6 protein-coding genes are annotated in these 25,921 nt (G+C 43.3%); 4 read left to right on the top strand and 2 right to left on the bottom strand.

Annotated features, from left to right (window positions below):
- The first annotated feature begins 251 nt into the window (after positions 1 to 251).
- Positions 252 to 20,807 carry a Rib/alpha-like domain-containing protein gene (locus CZ502_RS04060; RefSeq protein ID WP_076459819.1) on the top strand — a complete coding sequence of 6,852 codons (20,556 nt, stop codon included), beginning with the start codon at positions 252 to 254 and terminating at the stop codon, positions 20,805 to 20,807.
- A 345-nt stretch (positions 20,808 to 21,152) separates the two neighbouring features.
- Here CZ502_RS04060 and CZ502_RS04055 read toward each other — a convergent pair whose 3' ends face one another.
- Together CZ502_RS04055 and CZ502_RS04050 are read right to left on the bottom strand one after the other, a co-directional pair.
- Positions 21,153 to 23,081 carry an elongation factor G gene (locus CZ502_RS04055; protein WP_076459818.1) on the bottom strand — a complete coding sequence of 643 codons (1,929 nt, stop codon included), beginning with the start codon at positions 23,079 to 23,081 and terminating at the stop codon, positions 21,153 to 21,155.
- A gap of 11 nt (positions 23,082 to 23,092) precedes the next feature.
- Positions 23,093 to 23,560 (bottom strand): universal stress protein, encoded by a 468-nt coding sequence (locus CZ502_RS04050; RefSeq protein ID WP_076459817.1) that lies wholly within the window; start codon positions 23,558 to 23,560, stop codon positions 23,093 to 23,095.
- A 205-nt stretch (positions 23,561 to 23,765) separates the two neighbouring features.
- Between CZ502_RS04050 and lplA the strand changes: the two genes are divergently transcribed.
- The 3 genes from lplA to CZ502_RS04035 all read left to right on the top strand — a co-directional run bounded on the left by lplA (position 23,766) and on the right by CZ502_RS04035 (position 25,759).
- The gene (lplA, locus tag CZ502_RS04045; RefSeq protein ID WP_076459816.1) at positions 23,766 to 24,779 is read left to right on the top strand and encodes a lipoate--protein ligase; all 1,014 of its coding nucleotides are present in this window, start codon (positions 23,766 to 23,768) and stop codon (positions 24,777 to 24,779) included.
- Positions 24,780 to 24,896: 117 nt separating this feature from the next.
- Positions 24,897 to 25,304, top strand: a complete 408-nt coding sequence (locus tag CZ502_RS04040; RefSeq protein ID WP_076459815.1) for a hypothetical protein — start codon at positions 24,897 to 24,899, stop codon at positions 25,302 to 25,304.
- Complete coding sequence (locus CZ502_RS04035; RefSeq protein WP_076459814.1) at positions 25,301 to 25,759, top strand: hypothetical protein; 459 nt, start codon at positions 25,301 to 25,303, stop codon at positions 25,757 to 25,759. The genes CZ502_RS04040 and CZ502_RS04035 overlap by 4 nt, the downstream gene beginning before the upstream one ends.
- Positions 25,760 to 25,921: the final 162 nt, after the last annotated feature.

Genomic DNA, 25,921 nt, shown 5'->3' with positions numbered 1-25,921 from the left:
TTCCGGATAGGGGATGCGAGGGGGCCTTTTGTAGTTTGCTAGCCGTGATGGTGATAAATGACGATTAAAATTCACTGAACATATGAAAAATTCATCATATGTAAAGGGGTGAAATGACAATATAATTATTATTTTACCAAGGTTTCAATAAAGGGCATTAAACTATCAATTGAAAATTGGCGTTAATCATGTAAACTCAAAGTGTCAAGAATATTTTATTTTTTTAGTTTACAGATATCGGGGGATAGAATATGTTATCTAAAAATAATTGGAATGAACAATTCCGCAAGCAAGAACCGAAGAAGCAACGGTTTACGATTAAGAAGCTGACAGTTGGGGTAGCTTCTGTCTTACTTGGTTTTACGTTCATGGCCGGCACGACTGCTAGTGCCAATGACACACCAGTAGGCGATGATGAAGGTGCCGATACTAACGGGACAAGCACTGATCAAGAACAAGACAAACATGTTTTAAGAAATCAAGTTGTTAGTAACGATACTACTACGCAAGCTGAACCTGAAACTGAGAAGTCACCGATCAGTGATGAGTTCATCAGCAAGGTTGAAAGTAGTGATCTGACCGGAGCTGCTAATCAGCAGGGGGAGACGGTTAACACAAGTGACCGTGAAGAAGGCAGTGCGACTGAAGCTGATGCTAACCAAGCGTCAACGACACAGGACAAATCTGCTAATTTGGCGCAAAAGGGCGCAGAAGAGACCACTGCGGAGGTTGACAACAAGTTGGCAAGTGCTGGCACTGTTACTAAAGAGCAGGTTCAGCAAACATTTACAAACTTGACAGAAAACGCGGCTTCAATGTCCGAAAATCAACGGCAAACTGCTGTAAAGGATGCTGTATCGCAGTTTAAGCAATTGTCTGAAGCAGACAAGGCGTCCTTATTAGATGCTAATAAGGAGAAACAGCAGAAAGAACAAAATGTTCCAGCACCGACGGTCACAAACACGCCGGTAACGCTGGACGAGGTTAAGAAGAAGTACGCGGACCTTGAACAAAACGCAGCTTCAATGACAGACGAAGAACGCCTTGCAGCAGGACAAGAACTGCGGGACATGGTAAAGAAGTTGCCAATGGCGCAACGGATGGCTTTGACTACGGGTGTGTATGCAGCAACTACGCCTGATGAGAATGGCGTTGTTACCGTAGACAATTTTGATGACTTCAGTAAAGCCTTTGTTAATAAAGATGTAAAAACCATCAAACTTGATAAAGACCTTGATTTTAATCCTTTAACTTTTGACAGTAGTGATGTTGAGGGTGGTTTATACTCTGGTGGTTTTCCTCGTAATGCCTTTGATTGGGTTGCCAAACATAAATTACAGTGGTACGAATTATCTACTACGAGTAAAGATGGTGTTGCCCGTGATTTAACAATTGACGGTCAAGGTCACACCATGGACATGGGTAAGTGGTTTATTAGTTTAAATGACAGTGATTACAAGGATAATCAGACTTGGAATTTAACGATTAAAGACGTAAAGCTTAATACAGAAAGTACCCATAAAGGTTCTGCCCCATTCCACTTTAACGTGTCAGCAGATAATGGTAAGAAGAGTACGATTACTTATGATGGTGTAACTGCAAATCTTCAAGAATCACCATTAGTGGATAATGTTTTAGGATCATCTGCTGTTAATACCGTTGTTAAAAACAGTAACATCACTGTAACTGGTACAAGTGCTATTCAACAAGCAGTAAATGTTAACATTGAAGACTCTACTCTCAATGTTAAGAACAGTGGAAATGCAGTCGAACAAGCTGCAAATGTAGACGTTAAAGATTCCAATATCACTGTTGATAATGGTAGCTTTATTGTAAAAGCAGACGGCCCAATCAACGTTAAGGGAACCAATAACGCCTTTAAGGTCACTTCCGGTAGTTTTATTAACGAAGCTGGAAGCACTGTAAACATTGAAGGCATTACAGAAGGTACCATTACTGATGGTTCACTTGTAAAGACTGCTACTGCTGATGTAGCCCTTAATAACCTAAATAATTTATCTGTTACAAATGGTACGTTAGTTAACACGACTGCTGATTTATCAATTGCCGGCGTTAATAACATGACAGCAACTTTACCAAGTGCTGACGATGATGCCTTTATTGCCAAAAACGTTAACATTGCTGACAATTCGAAGAACACCCTTCATGTCACTATTCCTTCAATGACTAGCACTAGCGGACAACAGAAGGGACCAGACCATGATGTATTCAAACTAGGTACAGAATCAGACCAAACTGCCAGTCAAGGTAACTTTACCATGGGTCAAAATTCTTCAATGATCTTCAATAAAGGAATCGATCAAAAGACTGAAGGCCATAATTTACGTTTCTTGTACAGTCAGAATATCTTTGCAAACGTAATTTTAAATGAAGGCGCAAATCTTGACTTAACAATGGGGACAGGTCACTCCAGTGGTATTTATTCAGGTGATATTGACATCAAGAAAAATGCCACTTTGAATATCAATACTCGTCAAGACAATAACAAGAGATATACCAAAGACGAAGCACTTGCTTACACTAATGACTTTTTCCACTATGGTCCAATTGTGATCGGTGATTCAGGTTACCCAGTAAATCCATATGAACATACATTTACACTTACTGTGGATGGTACTTTAAGAGTTGTTCGTGGTAATGAAGGCGAGGATATCAGTGGTGTTGCACCGATGATCTCCTTTGGTGGACGTTCTAGAAACCCTAAGCAAACCTTTATTGTTAATGTTAATGAAGGTTCTACCTTAGATTTACAAGATTCTTCTAGTACAAAATATGATTTTGATAAGCTGATTCACACCAGCGCAAACGGTTTGGACTGGATTGATTCAGATTACCGTAATGTAAACTTTGCCGGATTGATTACGATGTTCGGTGTGGACTCAAAGAACCGAATTACATTTAACAATCCTGCTTATGTGAACTTACAAAGACGTGGTTCAGAATATGGTTCAATGTTCCGTACTGAAGGGACAGATAACGAATTAGTAATTAATGCTAAAGATGCTGGCGTTGCTGGTACACCTCTAGCAATTTGGAGTAAAGATAATCGAACGGATACTCCAACCGAAGCTTGGCGGATTGAAAGTATGAGAAACCAAATGAACGGTGGGGATTTCTATGCTAACTTCTTGCCTGCCGGTTCTGCACCTGGTTTAAACCACAACTTTGGTAGCAGATTTAACCAATCAAATGGTTCCGTAACCATGGCGCCATTTGAAGGTAAATATTCATACGAGAATGGTTCATACACGGGTAAATCAATGGCCGGTGTTCACGGTGTTGGTTTGGCTCAATTGACCAATGACTTTAACTGGTGGTCACCACGGCGGATTACATTGGGTGAAACCGATTCAGTTAAGTTTAAGGACAACACCAAATACTCAATTGAAACTCAAACAATCACTAAGACTACTAGTGATAAGGTAGCAGACTTAAATACCCAAGACTTGCAAAACGGTATTAACGATATACTTAATACTGATAATACAGTTGCACAAAATCACCAAACAATTTTAGGTGATAACAGTCTTATTGATTGGACTAACTCCAAATGGGGCGTAGATTGGAGTGTAACTGATTTTAAAGATGGCTTAAACACAGACACTTCCAAATTAAGTGATTCAGAATTAAATGCTTTCAACGTCTTAAAGAAAATCGCTTCAGTAAATCCTGCACAAGACGCAAACGGCAACTTTGTATCTACTCCAGAAGGATTTAACTGGAAAGTAGCAACTATTGTTTATAAAGATAGTGATGCTGCTCATCCATCAACTGACTTTGTCTTTATTCCTATTAAGGTTATGAGCCAAGCTGATTTGTATAATCCTCAAGGTCAAAATCTGACAACGCAGATTAACCAAACTGTTAATGCTGAAGATGGAATCATTAATAAGGATACTTTGCCAACTGATGCTTCATATAGCTGGGTTAAGGATCCTGATGTTTCTAAGCCAGGGGTTGTTCCTTCAGTGGTTAAAGTAACTTACAACGACAAGACAATTGACTATGTTCCAGTTAATGTCAAAGTTACTGATGAAAAGGGTCAGATTCCTGAAACTAAGACTGAAGCTGATTTAAACTCTCCAAAGGGTATCGACCAAGATACTGTTATTGGTAAGGTGCCAGAAGCTTCAAGTTCAATTACTTGGACAAATGGCCAACCTAAAGATACTGATGGTAAATCAATTACCCCAACTTACAACTGGGCAAATGAACCAGATGTTTACACTAAGGGTGCACATCCAGCGGTTGTCGAAGTTTCATATCCAGATGGCTCTAAAGACCTCATTCCAGTAAATGTTAACGTGACTAACTCACCAACTGGACTTCCACAAGTTATCAAACAAGGTACTAAGAGAAGACCAGCTGTAGTTCCTGATGCAAAAACTGTAATTGACTGGACTAATGGTGGTACACAGCCAAAGGGTACACAACCAAGTGGTGCAACTTACACTTGGGTAACTACCCCAGATCTTTCAGTTCCAGGTAAGACGACAGGTATTGTTCAAGTAACTTATCCAAATGGTGAAACTGCTAATGTTGTTGTACCAGTTACTATCACTGACAACGATACAACTTACAATCCATATGCAGAAAACTTGAACTTGCCATATGATCCAACTGGTGCAGGTGTTCCAGATGCCGCTACAGTTGTTAAATTACCAAAAGGTGATACGGCTCCAAAGGGTGTAGAGTACACTTGGGTAACTAGTCCGGATACTACTAAACCAGGCGTTCAAAGTGCCGAAATTATGGCAACTTACAAGTCAAGTGACGGTCACGTTGGACAAAAAGACATTCCAGTAGTTGTAACAGTTGGCTCAATGGCTGATTATTACAAACCAGCTGCTAATGATTTGACTGTTCATAAGGGTGCAGATATGAAGGATCACCCAGCCTCAGGTCAAATTACTGGTATTCCAGAAGATGTTAAGACCACTGACGTTTGGTCACCAGAACCTGTAACTTCAGTTGTTGGTACTCAACCATCAATGATTAAGGTGACTTACGCTGATGGTTCTTCAGATTACGTTCCTTTGAATGTAACTGTTAAGATCAGTAAAGCTGATGAGAATACCCCAGTCGCTAAGGACGTTGTGGTTACAGAAGGCACCACTCCTGAAGCCAAGAGTGCAATCGACAATAGTGCAGACTTAGACAAGGTTACTGATTTATCAGATCCTACTAAGAAGACACAATACAGCTGGGAAACTACTCCAGATAGTGCTCCAGGTAAGCATGATGCAACTGTAATCGTAACTTACCCTGATGGTTCTCAAGACAAGGTTTCTACTCACGTAACTGTAAATGCTAAACCAACAGTTAAGCCAATTACAGTGGAAAAGGGTAAGACGCCAGTAGCTAATAATGGGATTGACAATCTTAACAAAGATGGTGGAACAACCGCGGTTGATGGTTATCCTTCAAGTGCTGAATGGGAAACTACTCCAGATACTACTAAGACTGGTGTTCAATACGTCCAAGCTAAGGTTCACTACCCAGCAGGCGAAGATCAAACTGTAGAAATTCCAGTAGTTGTCACTGATCCATCAAGTCAAACTGCAATTTCAAATGAAAACGGTGTAGTAATCGTAACTAGCAAGCCAATTGTTACGCACAAGACTTCTGATAAGGAAGTAGCTGGTGCTGATAAGGCAATTGATCATGTTGATGTTTACACTTACGATGAAAACCACAAGTTAGTGCTTAATAAGCAAGCTTCGTCTGATTTTAATGCAAGCTGGGCAGAGACAGTAAGTTCAATTGTTGCTGAAAAGGGTTCAACTGCAACTACTGCGGAACAAGTACACAATGTTAACGTTACATTTAAAGAAGGCTCAGAAGCTGCCAAGATCGCTGATGGCAAGGCTGTTTCAGTTCCTGCTAAGGTTACCTTATACGGTGCTTCTGCTAAGAGCGGCGTCACTGCTACTCATGGTAAGGCTGATACATTACCAGCTCCTTCAGCATTAGTTGATACTTCTGTTTTAACCGCGGAACATAATTCTGCAGTAGCTAATGTAACTTGGAAGGGCGATGCTCCATCTACAGATAGTTTGGGTACCGTTAATACTAAGGTTACAGTTAACTTCACTGATGGTTCTAAGTTAGATGTTCCGGTTTCATTTGTTGTAAAGGGTAACAGTGCTGATACTTATGAACCTGTAACTAAGCCTATTACTATTTCAGAAGGTGAAACTCCTGATCCATCAACAGTTGTTACTAACAAGCCAACTGATACTGTTCCAGAAGGCACAACTAAGTTACCAGAAGGCACTACAGTAACTTGGACTGATCCAAAGACTGTTGAAGATGATATTAAGACTCCAGGTAAGCATGATGCAAAAATAACCATTAGTTACCCAGATGGTTCTAAGGAGACCAAGAATACTACTATTCTTGTTAACCAAAAGCCACAGGTAACACCAATTGTTGTTACTGATGGTAAGCTTCCAGAACCTTCAACTGGTATTACGAACTACAACAAGGATGGCGTAGCTGGATATCCAACTAAAGTTGAATGGGCAAATGGAACTCCTGAATTAAAACCTGGCGTAACTAACGTTGATGTTAAGGTAAGTTACCCAAGTGTTGATCCTAAGGTTCCTGGTGAAACTACGACTATTTCTGTTCCATTGGTTGTTGCCGGTGAAGATCAAACCATCATTAAGGGCGATCATGGTTATGTAATTATTACTACTGATCCTGCTGCAGTTAAGGCACACGAAACTAGTGGCAAGACCCAAGTAATCGATGCTAAGGATGCAATCAAGTCAATTGATGCTTACAAGATTGATAAAGATGGCAAGATTGCTACAACGCCAACTACTATTGATAAGGCAAATGTTACTGCAAGTTGGACTACCCCAATCAACACTACTGTAACTACAGCAAGTGCCGATGGTAAGAAGATCAAAGGCGAAAGTGTCAACGTTGATCTTGGTTCTGTTGCTGATGATGTATTAGGCAATGCTGCAAAGACTGTAACGACTAATACTTTCGACATTACCGCTGCTGGTGCACAAGCTAAGGACAACTCAAAGGTTCCGGTAAAAATTAAGCTTGGTTCAGATTTAACTGATGCTCAATTTACTGCTTTAGTTAACAGTAATATCGATGGTAAGCAAATTGCTTCAACTGCATGGCAAACTAAGCCTACTAAGACTGCCGATGGCGTAATCCGTATCACATTCACTGATAAGAATGGTGAAGATGCAACTTACTTGGATGTAACCATTCCTAAGGAAAACATGACGGTAACTGGGGATGACGATGCTTACACACCAACTGGTAAGGAAACAACCATCAGCCAAGGTGATGAAGTTCCAGATCCAAAGAACTCAGTAGATCCAGATTCAATTAAGAATGTTCCTGAAGGTACTGAATACACTTGGACTGAGGGCAAAGATCCAGTCCCATCAACTCCAGGTCAACATGATGTTGAGGTAACTGTTACTTATCCAGATGGTACAACCGACAAGGTTACAACGACAGTAACAGTTAACGCAACGCCTGACGTTAAGCCAATTAGAATTGACGAAAACACCCCTAACCCAGATCCATCAACTGCAATTGCTAATAAGAAGGATGATGTTCCTGGTTACCCAACTACGGTAACGTGGAAAGATGGTACTCCTGACACTAAGACTCCAGGCAAGACTGAAGTTGAAGTAACAGTTCATTACCCATCTGGCGAAGACCAAACGATCAAGGTTCCAGTTGTTATCACTGAAAATCCAGTTATTAAGCCAATCGTGGTAACTCCTGGTGTAACGCCAGATATTACTAAGACTGTAACTAACTTGCATCCAGATGGCACTAACCCAGGTTACCCATCAACAGTAACTTGGGAAAACCCAGATGGTGTACCAACTGAGCCAGGCATCTACAACCCAACTGTTGTCATCACTTATCCTAAGGTTGACGGTGAAGATGAACCTAAGACAGTTGTAACCACTGTTCCAGTAGTCATTCCAGATACAGATCAAACTGTTATCTCAAATGACAAGGGTGTTGTAATCGTAACAACTCAACCAGTAACTAGTCACAAGACTTCAGATAAGAATGCAGCAACTGATGCAAGTGTTGCCCTCAAGAGTGTTGAAACTTACAAGATTGAAAATGGTAAGATTTCTGCAACTCCAAGTTCAGATTCAAAGACTGGCGTAACTGCTTCATGGGATGTAAATACTGTTGACGCAAACAGCACTGCAACTTCAACTGCTAACCATGACGTAACGATCACTTTCGGTGCCGATAGTGACGCAGTTAAGGCTGGTATTGCTGAAAGTGGTAACACTGCTACTAAGTCTGTATCAGTAACGCTTCAAGGTGCAACAGGTAAAACAGATATCCCTGTAAATGTTAAGGATGCTGTTCCAACAACAGGTCTTGACCAATACCTTTCAAATGCTGATGCAGGTTCTATTGCTGGCGCAACTTTAGCTTGGAAGACTAAGCCAGGTGTAGACGGCAAGTTTGATACTAGTCATACTTCTGGTGTTCTTGAATACACATTTACTGATGGTACTCACTTAGACATTCCAGTAAGCTTCAAGACTGGTGAACACATTGCAACTTCAGATAGCAAGACCAATGATGACACTAACTTGTACATCACTCGTACAATCACTTCAACTGGTTTACCAGAAGGCTTAACTGGTGTTAGTGAAACTCAAACTGTTCACTATGTCCGTGACGGTTACAAGAATGTTAACGGCGGCGAACCAGTATGGAATGACTGGAAGTTGGCCGATGATAGTCAAGCATGGAAGGCTGTTCCAGTTTCTAAGGTAACTGACGATAAGACTGGTGCTGAATATACTCCACAAATTAACGGTACGGATGTAACTGAAGTTCCAGCAGATACTACTGTAAATGCAGAAACAAAGAATACTACCGTAACTGTTAACTATGTAGAAACAAAGACACCAATTACAGCTAACGATGATGATCCAGCAACTAAGGCAACTATGGAAGTAACTCGTACTATTAAGTACACTGTTCCAGAAGGTCAAGCTGCAATTGCAGATCAAGTTCAAAGAGTTGAATACACTCGTCTAGATGACAAGGGTAACGTCGGATACGTTGTTAACGGACAAACCCAAATGAACGAGTGGAGACTAGCTGATGGAGAAACCGCAACCTTCCCAGGTATCGACGAAGTAACGCAAATCAAGGGTTACGACTCATACATTAATAACGAGAAGGGTAAGGCGGTAAATGCTGCAGCAGTAACTGTAACAGATGGCGAACCACAAAATGGTGCAGATGTAATTGTAAGTTACCAAAAGCAAGGGGACATTCCAGTTAAAGCAGATGAAACTAATCATCCAGCAGAAATGGAAATCACTCGTACAGTAACGTTTACAGGTGTTCCAGCTGATAAGCAAGATACTTACAAGAACGTGACTCAAACCATCACCTTTACCCGTGCAGATAAAGATGGCAACATCGGACACAAGGATGCAGTAACTGGAGAAATTACTTACAACCCATGGGTAGTGAAGGATAATGGTTCTAACGAATGGGCAGCGGTATCAGCACCAAAGATCACTGAAGAAAGTGGTGCAGAATACACGCCAACTATTACCATTGATGGTAAGACAGCAAGTTCAATTGATAAAGTAACTGTTTCCTCAGGTACTAACGATAAGGAAGATAAGAACACTGGCGCAACTCTAAACAGTACAGTAAATGTAGCTTACACTGAAACTAAGACACCAATTACAGCTAGCGATGATAATCCGGCAACCAAGAATGTAACTCGGACAATTATTGATAATTTGCAATCTGGTAAGAAGACTACAGATCAAACTGTTTCATTTAGCCGTGTAGATGACAAGGGCAATGTTGGTTACATCGTTGATGGTAAGGCCCAAATGAATCCTTGGAAAGTAACTAGTGAAACCAAGAACTGGGCAAACTACCCAGTTAGCCAAAAGGGTTACACTGCTTCAGCTAAGGACGAAAAGAACAATCCTGTTACATTAGGTGAAAGTGGATTATCAGCACAAGATGTAACTGGAGATACTCCTTCAACTACAATTACGATCACTTACACTAAGAATGCTGATATTCCAGTTAATGCTGATGATACTCATAAAGCTGAAATGGAAATCACTCGTACCATCACCTTTGAAGGTGTTCCAAGTGATAAGCAAGATACTTACAAGGACCGAACTCAAACCGTTAAGTTCACTCGTGTAGATAATGACGGCAACATTGGTCACAAGGATCCTGTTACTGATGTGATTACCTACAACCCATGGAGAGTTGCAGAAGGTGATGGCAAGTGGTCAGCTGTAGATGTGCCAACAATTAATGGTAGTGATGGTGCAGTCTACACTCCAGCTATTACTATTGACGACAAGTCAGCAACTTCAATTCCAGAAGTAACTGTTTCCGCAGGTGCTAATGACAAGGATGACAAGAACACTGGCGCAACTCAGCCAAGCACAGTTAAGGTTGTTTACACTGAAACTACCACTCCTCACAAGTATACTGAGGGTGACGGTAAGACCAACGATGATAGTAACTTGTACGTAACTCGTACTATTAAGTACACTGTTCCAGCAGGTCATGATGCAATCGCAGATCAAGTGCAAATTGTTCACTACATCCGTAAAGACAGTAAGGGCAACTCTTACTACACTGACAAAGATGGTAATAAGACACCTGTTGCTTGGACACTTGCTGATGGTCAATCTGCTAAGTGGGATGCCAAGGACGTTGAACAAATTACCAACTACGATTCATTAGTAGATGGTACTAAGGCTACTTCAGTTGCTGAACAAGCGGTAACTTCAGAAACCAAGAATGCTACTATTCAAGTAACTTACCAAGATGCTACTAAGAACTTGACTCCTGGTGATGAAGGCGTAACTAAGGATAAGTATGGTGACTTGTTCAAGGACGTAACTAGAACTGTTAATGTTGATGGCCAAGAAAAAGCCACTCAAACCGTTCACTTCGGCCGGACTGGTGTTTACGATCAAGCTACTGGCAAGTTCGTTGAAGGTAAGTACGGTGAATGGAAAGTCTTGAATGGCAACCAATTAACTGATCAAACTTCTGGTACTTGGGAGGTAGTTGATGTTGCTAAAGCTGGCTACACTCCATCAGCAACTGATGGTAATGGTGCCCAAGTTGCATTAACCGGCAATCAGGTTCCAGCAAACACAGCAGTAACTGGTTCAACTAACAATGTAACGATCAACGTTACTTACGCGGCTAACGAAGGTACTCAAACTATCAATTACGTTGATGGTCAAGGTACCAAAGTCGGCGACCAAACTATATCTGGTAAGACTGATCAAGAAGTTTCAGTAACTCCAAGCCTTCCAGCTGGTTGGGTTCTTGATACTACTGATCCGAACAACAAGGTTCCTTCAAGCGTAACTATCAAGTCAACTGATACGCCGATTACGGTAAAGGTTAAGCATGGTGAAATCACTGTTCAACCAACCGATCCTAAGAACCCTGGCGATCCAATCGATCCTAAGAATCCAGAAGGTCCTAAGTATCAAACTGGTGTTACAGAAAATGATTTGAACAAGACCATTACTAGAACTGTTAAGATTGTAAATCCAGATAAGACAGAAACTGATAAGACTGACTCAATTTCTTACAGTAGAACTGCAACGATTGATACTGTAACTGGTGAAGTTAAGTCGTACGGTGACTGGACTCCAAAGGATAGCAGTAAGAATAGCTTTAGTAAGATCGAAGTTCCAGCTATTGAAGGTTACACTCCAACTGAAACTGAGGTAGCTGCTCAAACACCAAATAATGCTCAAATCACTAATTGGCAAGATCCTAACAAGACCATTACTTACAATGCCAACAACGGTTCAATGACCTTTACTTTTGTTGACGATGACAATAATGGTGCGACAGTTGGTACCCCTAAGGTATTAAAGGGTACAACTGGTGAAACAGTTGCTACTGGTTTGACATTGCCTGAAAACTACAAGTTAGCTGCAGGTAACAGTATTCCTGAACACTACGAGTTTAAGGCGAATAACACGCCAGTAACGATTCACTTAGTTCACGATACTGAAGATGTTTCAAGTACTGATACTCAGGCTACCAAGACTGTTAGTTACAAGGTTACTGAAGTATTTGATGGTAAGACAACTGATCGTGTTAATACTAGTGCAACCTTTACTCGGACAGCTACTAAGGATAAAGCAACTGGTCATGTAACTTATGGTGACTGGACTGGCAAGCAAGTAACTATTCCAGATACTGACATTGCCAAAGCAGGTTACACTGCAAAGGTTAACAATGTTGTTTCAACTACTAATGTAATTACTGGTACTACACTTACTACTGATTCACCAGAAAGCACAGTTTACACAGTAACTTATGAAGCTAATGAACAAACTGTAAATATTAACTTTGTCGATAACAGTGATCCAGCAAATCCAACGACTGTTCATACTCAAACTGTAACTGGTAAGACCGGTACGAACATCACCATGAGTCAAGATGGTAAAGAAGGGACTACTAAGTTAGAAGTTCCAGCTGGATGGACGATCGTACCAAACACTAATATTCCAACGACCATTCCATTTAATGGAGATCCAAAGAATAACCCAGACCAAACTGTTTACATTGAACACAAGAAGGATGTAACTGATGGACATCAATACACTGATAATCCTGACGTATACCGTGAAGTAACTCGTACAATCAACTTCCAAATGCCTGGTAAGGCAGATCAACCTATTACACAAACTGTAAAACTTTACAGAACTAAGACAGTTGATGAAGCATTGAAGGCAGCTGGTAAGAGCGCTGACGAATACACTACTTACAGTGCATGGCAATCAGCAACTACTGATCCATCAACTTCATTTGCTGAATACAATGTTTCAAGAAACCCTGAAGGTAAGGAATATGTATCTGGTTACACTCCAACTTCAAGTGATGTAACTTTGGCTGATAAGAACGGTGATAAGTACGTTCCAACTGCATCAGCATTGGGTGAAGACGGTCAACCAGTTGGAAATAGCACTGTAAATATTACTTACGCGGCTGATACGCATTCAACTACTATTACTTATGTAGATGTTAATGGTAATGAAGTTAAGAATGTTGATGGTTCATCAACGAGTTACACGATCAGTGGTACTACTGGTCAACAGGTTGATACCAATATTGAGAATAATGTTCCAACGAACTGGAAACTTGTTGGTGGACAAACAATCAATCCGCAGATCACCTTTACAGCTAATGGACATGATCCAATTAAAGTTAAGGTTGAACACAAGAAGACTGTCACTGACGGACGTCATGATCAAAATAATACCGATGTATATCGGAAGGTAACTCGGACCATTATCATGAATGTTCCAAATGCTACTGCTCCAGGTAAGGCAACTGAAACATTAGAGTTCTACAGAATTAAGACTCATGATGAAGTAACTGATGCTGATAGATACAGCGAATGGAAGTCAAACATTAAAGACGATAAGACAGCATTTGATGAATTTAATGTTTCAAAGAATACAGATGGCAAGACTATCGCTTCTGGTTACATTCCAAGTTCAGAAAATGTAACTTTGACAGACAAGAATGGAGATAAGTATGTTCCATCTCAGTCTGGTTTGAAGGATGGCAAGCCTGTTGACAATTACACAATTACTGTTAACTACAATGCACAAACTGGATTAACTCAAAAAGTTGAATACGTAAGTGTATTTGAAGGTGACAATAATAAGGTTGTTGGTAGTCAAGATGTAACTGGTGGTAAGACTGGTGATCACATTGTCTTCATCATTGATGGTAATGCTGCTAATGGTCAATTTAAGCTACAACTTCCTGAAGGGTATAAGTTCTATGAAAACAAGTATCCATCTGGCTTTACTTTTGAACCTGGGTCTCAAGCAATCCAAATTAAGGTAACTCACGATATTCAAACTACGGCTGGCAACACTGAAGGTCACCACGATAACGATGTTTACCGTGAAGTAACTCGTACTTGGACAACGACTACTGCTCCAGGCAAACAACCTAACCAGAGCGGAATTCAAAAGCTTGTTTTCTACAGAACTAAGACTGTTGACTTAGCTAAGCAAGTAGCTGGGGATCCGAACGCTGTACAATACAGTGACTGGAAGTCAAATATGGATAACGGTGCAACTGCATTCAGTGAAGTAAACACTAATATTCCAGCTGGTTACACCGTAACAATGACAAATGCCGAACCAGAAGTTAAGGATGGTAAGACTTATATTCCTGAACAATCTGGTTTGAAAGATGGTAAACCAGTAGACAATTACACTGTTGTCTTGACTTACACTGCCAATGATCAATCAACCACTGCTAAGTTTGTCGACGATGATGCAAATGGCAAACAAGTTGGTACAGATATTACCTTGTCTGGTAAGACTGACGAAACAATTGATCCATCTAAGAGCATCACAATTCCAGACAACTATGAATTAGCTAAGGATGAAAAGATTCCAACTTCATACAAGTTTGGCGCTAAGGACAATGCTGCGATTACTATTCACTTAGTTCACAAGCATGGCACTCCTGCTGATGATGAACAAGACAAGGATAATGGTAATAAGACAGTTCACGAAATGACTCATAAGGAAGTTAAGAGAACTATCACTATTACTAATCCAGATGGTTCAACTAAGGATGCAAGTCAAACAGTAACCTTGACCAGAACTGCTAATAAAGACTTAGTAACTGGCAAGATTACTTACGGAGACTGGACTACTTCTTCATTTGCTAAAGTAGATGTTCCACAAAAAGATGGCTACACTAGTCAAGTTGATGGAAATAATGCTACAGAAGTTCCAGCAGTAGCAACTGTTGATTCAAACTATACTGATCCAAAGGTTAAAGTTACTTATGTGGCTAATGAATCACAGCAATCATTCCACTTCATTACTGAAGATGGTAAGGACGCTGTTGATAAGAATGGTAACAAGATTCCTGATGCTGTTATAACTGGTAAGACTGGTGATCAAAAGCACGGTTCAGACGTTACTATTCCAGCAGGTTGGGAATTAGTAGATCCAATCCAGGACTTCACAATTCCTGCAACAGATACTGCAATCAACGTTAAGATCAAGCATGGTCACATTACTGTAAATCCAGATCAGCCAAAGAATCCTACTGATCCAATCGATCCTAAGAATCCAGATGGTCCTAAGTATCCAAGTGGCGTTAGTGAATCTGATTTGAATAAGTCAATTACGCAAGTAGTTAACGAAACTCTTCTAGGTCAAGCTAAGCAGCAATTGAACTCACAAACTTTGAACTTCCAAAGAACAGCTGACATTGACGAAGTTACTGGACAAGTAACTTATGGCAATTGGACTGCTAAGAAGGGCTCAAAGAGTAGCTTCGATGCTGTAAACGCAACTGGTAAGGATGGTTACATTGCTCAAGTTGACGGTAAGGATGGTTCAACTGTTTCAGCTCCAACCTTGAGCAACGATGCAATTACCAAGTGGGATGACGCTAAGAATATCCACGAAATTACTTACCGCGCCCAAAGTGGTTTGAGCCAAAAGATTGAATACGTAAGTTCATTCCCAGGCGATAACAATAAAGTCGTTGGTACGCAAACTGTTGACGGTGGTCAAACTGGTCAAACTAAGCAATTGATTGCTGCTGGTACTGCAGAAGATGGTCAAGTTCTCTTGAACATCCCTGAAGGTTACCAACTTGATGGCGACTACACTAAGAGCTTCACATTTGCTCCTAATGCACAGCCAATTCAAATTAAAGTAACTCATGCAACTAAGTCTGTTGACAAGGACCATGTTCCAGATGGTTACACTAAGGCTGACTTCACTCAGGACATCACTCGGACAATCAAAGTTACTAAGCCTGGTCAGACGACTCCAGAAGATCATAGTCAAACAACTACCATCACCAGAACTGGTACTTATGATGAAATAACCAAGAAGATAGTGTTCGGTGACTGGACTAAGGGTAGCTTCGACGAATATGTCGCACCAACTGTTGATGGATACACTCCAAGTCAAGCAAGTGTTGCAGCTGAGAGCAATGTCACTGACAAGTACGTAGATACACCAGTAAACATTACTTACACTGCCAATGCTCAATCAATCAACATTATTTACCAAGACAAAGATGGGAATGAAGTTGGTAAACAAAAGGTAGACGGTACGACTGACCAAACAGTTAACGTAACTGCTCAAATTCCAACAGGTTGGACTTTAAGTCAAGGCCAATCTGTACCAGAAACTGTAACTTTCAAGGCTAAGGATAACCAAGACATCACGGTCAAGGTTGAACACCACAAGACTACTGTTCAACCAACTGATCCTAAGAAGCCAGGAGACAAGACGTCAACTGGTAAGGAAATCCAAGGTGCTCACGAAAATGATCTTAATAAGACCATTACTAGAACGATCACTGTAACTGATCCTAAGACTGGCGAACACAAGACCACTCAAACACTTAGCTTCCAAAGAACAGCAAGTGTTGATGATGTTGATGGTTCAGTAACTTATGGTGAGTGGACTCCTAAGACTGTTGGCAAAGACGGTTTTGCAGAATTTACTGTGCCAACGGTTGATGGCTATACTGCTAGTCAAACTAAGGTTGATGCTAAGACACCAACTAATGATGAGATTAGTAACTGGACTGATCCAGATACTAAGATCACCTACACCGCTGACGATTCTCACCAAACATTCCATTATGTTGATAAGGACGGCAACGATGCCGGTGTTCCAGATGTTCAAGTAACTGGTAAGACCGATGAACAAAAGCATGGTTCAGATGTTCCGGTTCCAGATGGTTGGGAATTAGTTGACACGCCAAGTGACTTCACGATCCCAGCACCTGATAAGGACACTGCCATCAATGTTGCCATCAAGCATGGTGAAATTACGGTAAATCCTAATGATCCAAAGAAGCCAGGAGATAAGATTCCAGGCACAAATGATCAACATTACCCAGCTGGTATTGACCATGATGACTTAAACAAGACAATCAATAGAACGATTACGATTGTTAAGCCAGATGGTACTAAGTCTATAATTACCCAAGAATTGAGTTACCAGAGAAACGCTACTGTCGATAAAGTTACTCATGAGGTAACTTACGGTAGCTGGACACCAACTGATTCAGCTCTAACTAAGTTTGAAGAAGTTGTTGCACCAGAAATCAAGGGTTACACGGCCGATAAGACTGCTCCAGAAGTAACACCAACTAATGCTCAAATTAGTAACTGGGTAAAGGCAGATCATGATGTAACTATTAACTACACTGCTGGTGATCAATCAGTTGAATTTAAGTTCGTTGATGATGATAAGAATGGTGAGTTAGTTGAAACTATCACTCTTGCAGGTAACACTGGTGAAAAGAAGGCTACTAACTTGTCAGTACCTAATGGTTATGAATTAGCGAAGGATGAAACTCTTCCTGCTAACTACACCTTTACTGACGATAACCAAGCAGTAACAATTCACTTAGTTCACGCTACTCAACCGGCCGACAAGGACCACGTTCCTGCGGGTCATGATAAGAGTGAATTCACTAAGAACATCACGCGGACAATCACCATAACTACACCAGACGGTACTAAGATCAACAAGAGTCAAACGATCACTCTTGAAAGAACTGGTACTTACGACGAAGCTACTGGTGATATCAACTGGAACCCATGGTCAACTGGTAAGTTTGACAAGGTAACAGATATTCCAACTGTTGATGGTTACACGCCAAGTCAAACTGAAGTTCCAGCAGTTGAAAATGTCACTGACAAGTACGTTGATACGCCGGTTAACATCACCTACACGGCTGACGATTCTCACCAAACATTCCATTATGTTGATAAGGACGGCAACGATGCCGGTGTTCCAGATGCGCAAGTAACTGGTAAGACCGATGAGCAGAAGCATGGTTCAGATGTTCCGGTTCCCGATGGTTGGGAATTAGTTGACACGCCAAGTGACTTCACGATCCCAGCACCTGACAAGGACACTGCCATCAACGTTGCCATCAAGCATGGTGAAACCACGGTAAATCCTGACGATCCGAAGAAGCCAGGTGACAAGATTCCAGGCACGAAGGATCAACATTACCCAGCAGGTGTTGATTACGATGACTTGAACAAGACGATCAGCAGAACGGTGACGATTGTTAACCCAGATGGCACGAAGAACACGATTACGCAACAGCTTAGCTACAAGCGGAATGCGGCAATCGATAATGTAACCCGTGAAGTAACTTATGGTAACTGGACACCAGCTGACCCAGCGCAAGCTAAGTTTGCTGCAGTTGCTGCACCAGAAATCAAGGGTTACACGGCTGATAAGACTGCGCCGGAAGTTACACCAACAAATGCTGAAATCACTGACTGGACTAACCATGACGTGACAATCAACTACAACGCCGGTGATCAATCCGTTGCCTTCAAGTTCGTTGATGATACAGCGAACGGCAAGTTGGTTGAAACCATCATCCTTGCTGGTAACACTGGTGACACAAAGGCTACTGGTCTAGCAGTACCTAGTGGTTACGAATTAGCTGCGGATCAAACGCTCCCAACTAATTACACCTTCACTGCTGACAACCAGCCGGTAACGATCCACGTTGTTCACACTACTACGGCAGCTGATAAGGACCACGTTCCGGCAGGTTACAAGACTAGTGACTTTGCTAAAGAGCTTACCCGGACAATCACGGTCACGAAGCCAGATGGTAGCAAGGTTGACATGAGTCAAACGATTACGATCACGAGAACTGGGGCCTACGACGAAGTAACTAAGAAGGTAACATTCAACCCATGGACGACTGGTAGCTTTGATAAGGTTACTGTACCAACGATTGCTGGTTACACGCCAAGTCACACCGAAGTGCCAGCGGTTGACAATGTCACTGATGGCTACAAGGATCCACAAGTTGAGATTTCTTACACGAAGAACCCAACACAAGCGGATCAAGTCACACCGAAGGTTCAAGACATCACCGTCAATGAGGGTGAAACTCCAGATCCAAAGGACGGGATTGAGAACTCAGCTGACTTAGACAAGCTTACTGATCCACAGAACCCAGATGCGAAGACAACTTACACTTGGCAAGACGGTAAGACACCAGATACCACGAAGCCAGGTGACACAACGGCTGTGATCGAAGTCACTTACCCAGATGGTTCTAAGGATGAAGTTCCAGTAACGATCCACGTTAAGGACAACACGCCTGCACCATCTGACGCTGACAAGTACAGCCCATCTTACCCAGCAGTTGTGACAATGCCAGGTAAGACAACGACGACTGATGTTCAATACCCAGATGGTCAACACCCAACTGGTAAGGTAACTTACACGACGGACCCAGAAACACCAGACTGGATTAATGTTGATCCATCAACTGGTACCATTACGGTAACCGTTCCTGAAGGTCAATCAACTGACGTAATCACTGTTCCAGTAACAGTCACTTACCCAGACAATACTGCAGAACATCCATCGGTTGACCACCCAACAGTTACAATTGTGGTTGTTTCTGTAAAGCCTTCAGTAACTGATCCTAAGACACCAACTGATGTCATTGACGATCCAACTAAGTTGCCAGAAGGTACAAATGTTGAATGGACGAAGGGCCAAACGCCAGATCCAACGAAGAAGGGTGACGGTCAAAAGACAAGTGTAACCGTAACAATTCCGGGCCACGATCCAATTGAGATCCCAACGGACGTTACCTATACGAAGAACCCAACGCAAGCGGATCAAAATACGCCGAAGGTTCAAGAGATCATTGTCAACGAAGGCGAAACCCCAGATCCAAAGGACGGGATTGCCAATGCGGGTGACTTGGACAAGCTTACTGATCCACAGAACCCAGGTGCGAAGACGACCTACACTTGGAAGGACGGTAAGACCCCTGATACCACGAAGCCAGGTGACACAACTGCTGTGATTGAAGTCACTTACCCAGATGGTTCTAAGGATGAAATTCCAGTAACAATCCACGTTAAGGACAACACACCTGCACTATCTGACGCTGATAAGAACAACCCAGTCGGTCAAGTAATCACTGTTGAACCAGGTAATCTGCCAGACCCAGCAGATGGGATTAAGAATAAGGATGATCTGCCAGCCGGAACTCATTGCGATTGGGAGACCACTCCAGATACCACGACGCCGGGCGACAAGACGGTAACGATTGTGGTAACTTACCCAGATGGTTCACAGGATAAGGTTTCAACGACGGTTCACGTCAATGAACCAGCAAGTCCGGTTGATAAGGTTGCTCCACAAGTTAAACCAGTAACGACCCCACACGGTCAGGTTCCAACCCCAGCGGACTTGATTACCAACAAGGCTGACTTGCCAGCTGGCACTAGCTACGAATGGCATGACTTAGCCAAGGTCGTTCAGGACGTGAAGGTTTATGGTGATCACGAGGAAGTTGTCGATGTGAAATACCCAGATGGATCAGTTACCCAGGTAACGGTAACGATCACTGTGCCAACTCCAGCAGCGGATCAAGACACGACTAGTGAAGATTCACTGCCTGATACAACAGATAATACTGAGGTAGCAGTTGACACTACTAATACTGGCGAACAAACATCAGATAACGGTCAAGCTAACGCTACTGTTACGACAACTGACACAACCGTTAAGGGTGATAGTGACGGTAAGGACCACGCTGCGGCGAAGAAGTTACCACAAACTGGTAACGATGCTTCTAAGACATCCGCAATGCTCGGCTTAGGAATGGCGACATTAACGAGCCTCTTTGGCCTTGCAAAGCGCAAAAAGAAGCAAGATGATTAGTTCATACCGTGACGATTAGTCTTTCGGGACAAAAAAGGCGTCCCACTCATTCAAGGATGAGTGGTGACGCCTTTTTCTGTGAGCAACACATCGTTAGTGTCTAATTTCTTCTATGAATTAGACGATTTACTGCAAGTATGTTAATATATATGATGCTGTGAATTTTACTTGATTTTGAAAACAACTTTTCTTGCCGATGGATTTAAGGATGAATGAGCAGTAGGAAAGAGTACACAGTTGAGATACACCCCCTGTAGCTCAGCAAGTTTATTCTCAATAATAGCAATATCGTTATTAAAAGAGCGTCCAGATATTCCTTGTGGGTACCTGGACGCTCTTTTTGAATTATTTACGATACGGGAAGTGGGCCATTTCGGGAAGCTTATCCCACCGCACCGGGTAACCTGCACCGTGAGCACAGAAAACAGAATCGGGGGTATTTTCTAGGTCACTGACGGGGTCGTAGTTAGCCGCCGCAATGACTTCTGCGCTGTTATGGCAGGGCTGGTAGCCGTTGACAACGAGATCAATTTGTCCCTGACCATGGGTGTAGGCGCGGACATCTTTTGCGTAATCCCGCATTGTGGCGACCGGGGCTTGACCGGTGATCGTGGTCAGCCCGCTGCCATCGTCGTCACCGAGGGAGAATGACCCGTGTCGTTGCTGGATGTCGTTAATCGCCCGGCCAACCTGGTCACTGGGGATGGTTAAGCGGAACTGGTACCACGGCTCTAACAGCTCACAGGCATTTTGCCCTGCGAGGGTCATCAAGCCCTGGCGGACGGCCCGCCATGCTGCTTGGCGGAAGTCCCCACCAACGGAGTGTACGATGCTGCCTTTTCCCCCAATCAAGGTAATCTTGACATCGGTCAGCGGGGCACCGGTGAGGACGCCGCGGTGTTCTTTTTGCTTTAGGGCGGTCAGAATCTGGTGTTGCCAGTTGCGGTCGAGAACGTCAACGCTACAGTCACTTGCGTACTGGATGCCCGTGCCCGGCTTTCCTGGCTCAATTAAGAGGTGGGCTTCAGCGTAGTGACGAAGAGGCTCAAAGTGGCCGACACCTTCGATCGGGGCCGTGACTGTTTCCTTGTACAGGATTTGTCCCTGGTCAAAACTGACGTCAAGCTGGTAACGCTCCTTGAGGAGTTGCTGGATGATTTCAAGCTGGACTTCCCCCATGATCTGGACATGGATTTCTTGCAAGTGCGGTGACCACGTTACGTGGAGTTGGGGGTCTTCATCACCCAGCTCCTGCAAAGCCGTCAAACAGGCATGGATATTTGCTTGGTCGACCTGGACGGCATAGTTAAGGACGGGCTGGATCAATGGGGCGGGGAGGTCTGTTGTCGCCCCGAGTCCTTGCCCAGGTTTCGTGCTCGTCAAGCCGGTTACGGCCGCCACCCCGCCAGTAGGGATTGCCTGCTCGATAGTGAATTTTGCCCCGTTATAAAGGCGGATTTGGTTGACCTTTTCGGCATCCGTGAGCTTCATTTTAGCAGGCAGGGTACCTCCCGTGACGCGGATCCAGCTGAGCCGTTCACCTTTTTCATCATGGGAGATTTTGAAGACCCGGCCGGCAAAATCATTTTCAAACGTCGGTGCCATGGTCCACTTTTCGAGCCCGGTAAGCAAGTCATCGATGCCTGCAAGCTTTAGGGCGGCCCCTTCATAACACGGGAAGACCTTCCGCTGCTTAATCAGTTGCTGGATGGTGTCTTCACTGAGGTCGCCGGTGGCTAAGTAGCTTTCCAGCGCGTCATCGTCTTGCATGGCAATCGCTTCTTTTGTCGCTGCGGAAAGCTCACCGGCAAAGGTGAGACAGCCGGCAGAAAACTGCTGCTGGAGCTCAGTGACCACCTGCGCAGGGGCGGCGCCAACCACGTCTGTTTTATTAATAAAGATAAACGTCGGTACCTGGTAACGGGTGAGCAGGCGCCAGAGGGTCCGGGTATAGCCTTGAATACCATCCGTGGCGGAAACGACGAGGATGGCGTAGTCCAAGACAGGCAGGACTTGCTCAGTCTGGCTAGCAAAGTCGACGTGTCCGGGGGTATCGAGCAGGGTTAGTGAGAGGTCGTTGAATTGTAGCTCTGCTTGGTGTGAAAAGATGGTGATTCCCCGTTGCTTTTCGAGGGCGTCCGGATCGAGGAAGGCGTCCCCGTTGTCAACCCGCCCCAGTTTGCGGACGGTTCCCGTATTATACATTAATGCTTCGGTAAGGGTCGTCTTTCCCGCATCAACGTGGGCAACGATTCCAGCAACAATCTTTTTCACAAAAATTCCTCCTATTTATCTTCCTTGTTGGGCCGGACGACCATCACGTCACAAGGGGCCATCCGGCTGACATAATGAGTGACTGAACCGAGGACAACTCGTTCGATTCCGGAAACCCCGGTTGCCCCCATCACGATTAGGTCGGTCTGATGGTCATCCGGAAATTCCCGGGCAATGACCCGCTTGGGGTTGCCAAAACGGATATGGATACTAACATTCTTAACTCCGGCTTCTTCAGCTTTCTTTTGCAGATCTTCAAGCCGCTCCTTGGTGGTCTTAACGATGCTGTAGGTCTGTTCACTGTTCATGCTGGCATTGCTGTAACCATCAGTCAGCTGGGTGATCTGAACGATCCGCAAGATGTTTAAGTCTGCGTTATTGCGTAAGGCGGCCTTGATCGCGCTGTCGAGGACCTTGCTGGTAATCTTTGAACCGTCCACGGCTGCTAAAATGTGTTGGTATGGGTTGCTGTTTGTCATAATGTGACACCTCCGAATAGTAGTTACTTATATTATAAATTGTTTTACTAGTAAAAATCTCGTAAAAAGCAGGGAAATTATAACTATCTATTAATTGCTTGCAAACGCTTACCAAAGGGCTTAAACTACATGTGGATACTTAAATGACAGAATTTAAGTTTTAGTCTATTATTGTTTATGATTTCACAAGAGAAGGGATATACCTATGCGTTATGTATCAATGACTTCCCACAATATTGGGATGAACCTCGCAACCGAACAGTACCTGATGAACAACAAGGATTTTGGGGATGAGCCATTGGTTTTATTCTATTACGAAGAACCATGTATCATCGTCGGGCGGAACCAGAATACCCTGGAAGAGATTAACCACGACTATGTAAAAGAGCATAACATCCGGGTCACCCGGCGGCTATCCGGTGGTGGCGCTGTCTACCAAGACCTTGGTAACCTTTGCTTTAGCTTTGTAGTGCCAAGTGATAGTGAAGAATTTGGTGACTTCAAGTCCTTTACGAAGCCGATTGTCGACGTTCTCCACCAAATGGGCGCAACGACTGCCGAAGTTAGTGGCCGGAATGATATCCTTGTCGATGGGAAGAAATTCTCAGGCAACGCTATGTATTCACGTAACGGTAAGACCTTCTCTCACGGGACCTTGATGCTCAACGTCGACTTGAGCGTAGTTGCGGATGCGCTTCACGTTGCCAAGGATAAGATTGCTTCAAAGGGGATTAAGTCGGTTCGCTCGCGGGTTACCAACCTTCGGCCATACCTGGATGAAAAGTATCAAGACATCGACGTGCCAACGTTCCGTGACGAATTAATTAAGGGCTTGTACCACGTTGATAGTTTAGCTGAGGTTAAGGATAAACAATACGTGGTTACCCCAGCAGATCAAAAGGAAATTGATAAGATCTACGAACAGTACTACAACAACTGGGATTGGGTCTACGGCAAGTCACCGGAGTTTACGATTAAGCGGCGGAAGCACTTTGATATGGGGACAATCGATGCCCGCTTTGACGTAAAGGACGGGATTATCAAGAATGTTAAGTTCTACGGTGACTTCTTCGGTCCGCAAGACATCAGCGCGTTAGCAAAACGCCTTGAAGGGGTTAAGTACGACCACGATGCAATTGCAAAGGTCCTCGAGGAAGTTGGTACCCAGCAATACATTACCGGGATTCCAACGGCAGAAGTGGCGGACCTGTTAGCCTAATTGAGCTTTAAAGGATGATTTAGTAAAATAAAGAGGCTAGAGACCTAGCCTCTTTATTGTTTTAAAGGTAAAGTAGGTAGTGAAAAACCTAATTAAATAAGAAAGTTGGCAAATTGAATGAAAAATTATCAAAAGGTAATTATTGTTACTTCAGTGGCAGCAGTGGTTGCCTTGATTTTGGACGCCGTTATGTTTGTACAACACGGCCAAAGCCTTGCTAGTGGTGCGGTATGGCCACGGTTAGGATTATTTATCGTCCTGGCCGTGATCGTTAACGGCTTGGCAATGCTCAAGATGCGTTTTTGTGCATACGCCACGATTTTAGTAAACCTGTATTTTGCGATTGCCAGTTTTGCGGCCTTCCAAATGGTTAGCCCGCGGCAAAGCGCGTACGGATTATTTATTCAAGCATTTAGTATCGTAGGAATTTTACTTGGTGCGGCTGGCGTTTACTACGGGGTTAAGCAACGCGGGGAGTACACCAAGAAAAAGATTGCAGAGTATGAGGAGCGGATGAAAAAATGAAGATGTCAGTAGCGGATTACCTGGCCCAATTAACTGGTGATCAAGTAGTGACAGAGCGTGTTGATAAGACGGCGGCCCAGGCGCAGCAAAAGACGGTCCTGACTGCGGCAATTAAGTTTATGATCGACCAGCTTGACACCGGTCACCTTGGTCAATATGAGATGACTGTTAAGATGAAAAAAGGGGACCCGGTGAGTGTTCGTTTAGAGACCAACTTGATCAATATCCCGATGGCGGAGGCCGAGCGGCTTGACGGCAAGCTGCTGGACAAGGAACTGGAATACCCGGTTAACTTATACATGGTTATGGAAAGCGAGGACGTCAATAAGACCGGCCTGCGGATTGACGAACTAGCCAACGAGACTGACCAAAACGGCAGTGTCACTAGTTTAGTTGAACGTGCCCAGGCATGGGTAGCTGAGCACCTGGCGGACGTTGTTGAGGCTCGTGCTTAGGGTTTGAATTAACTAGCAGAATGTGGTAGATTAAATATTGCGATGAGTCGAGAGGTCTGGTAGCAACCCTTAATTGCTGCCATTAGACATTTCGAAAGTGGGGCACGTTAACTCACCGGATCGTGAGGTGCCCGGTCAATTTGCGAAGTGGACATCGCGTTT

Origin of the sequence: Limosilactobacillus caccae (genome assembly GCF_900156885.1) — a bacterium.
GTDB lineage: Bacteria > Bacillota > Bacilli > Lactobacillales > Lactobacillaceae > Limosilactobacillus > Limosilactobacillus caccae.
The sequence above is the reverse complement of the archived record's forward strand: the minus strand, read 5'-3'. Positions and strand labels throughout refer to the sequence as shown.

Bases quoted from the DNA above. Each gene is read 5' to 3' on its own strand.
- CZ502_RS04060 (WP_076459819.1), top strand. From the start codon at position 252: ATGTTATCTAAAAATAATTGGAATGAACAATTCCGCAAGCAAGAACCG.
- CZ502_RS04050 (WP_076459817.1), bottom strand. From the start codon at position 23,560: ATGACAAACAGCAACCCATACCAACACATTTTAGCAGCCGTGGACGGT.
- lplA (WP_076459816.1), top strand. From the start codon at position 23,766: ATGCGTTATGTATCAATGACTTCCCACAATATTGGGATGAACCTCGCA.
- CZ502_RS04040 (WP_076459815.1), top strand. From the start codon at position 24,897: ATGAAAAATTATCAAAAGGTAATTATTGTTACTTCAGTGGCAGCAGTG.
- CZ502_RS04035 (WP_076459814.1), top strand. From the start codon at position 25,301: ATGAAGATGTCAGTAGCGGATTACCTGGCCCAATTAACTGGTGATCAA.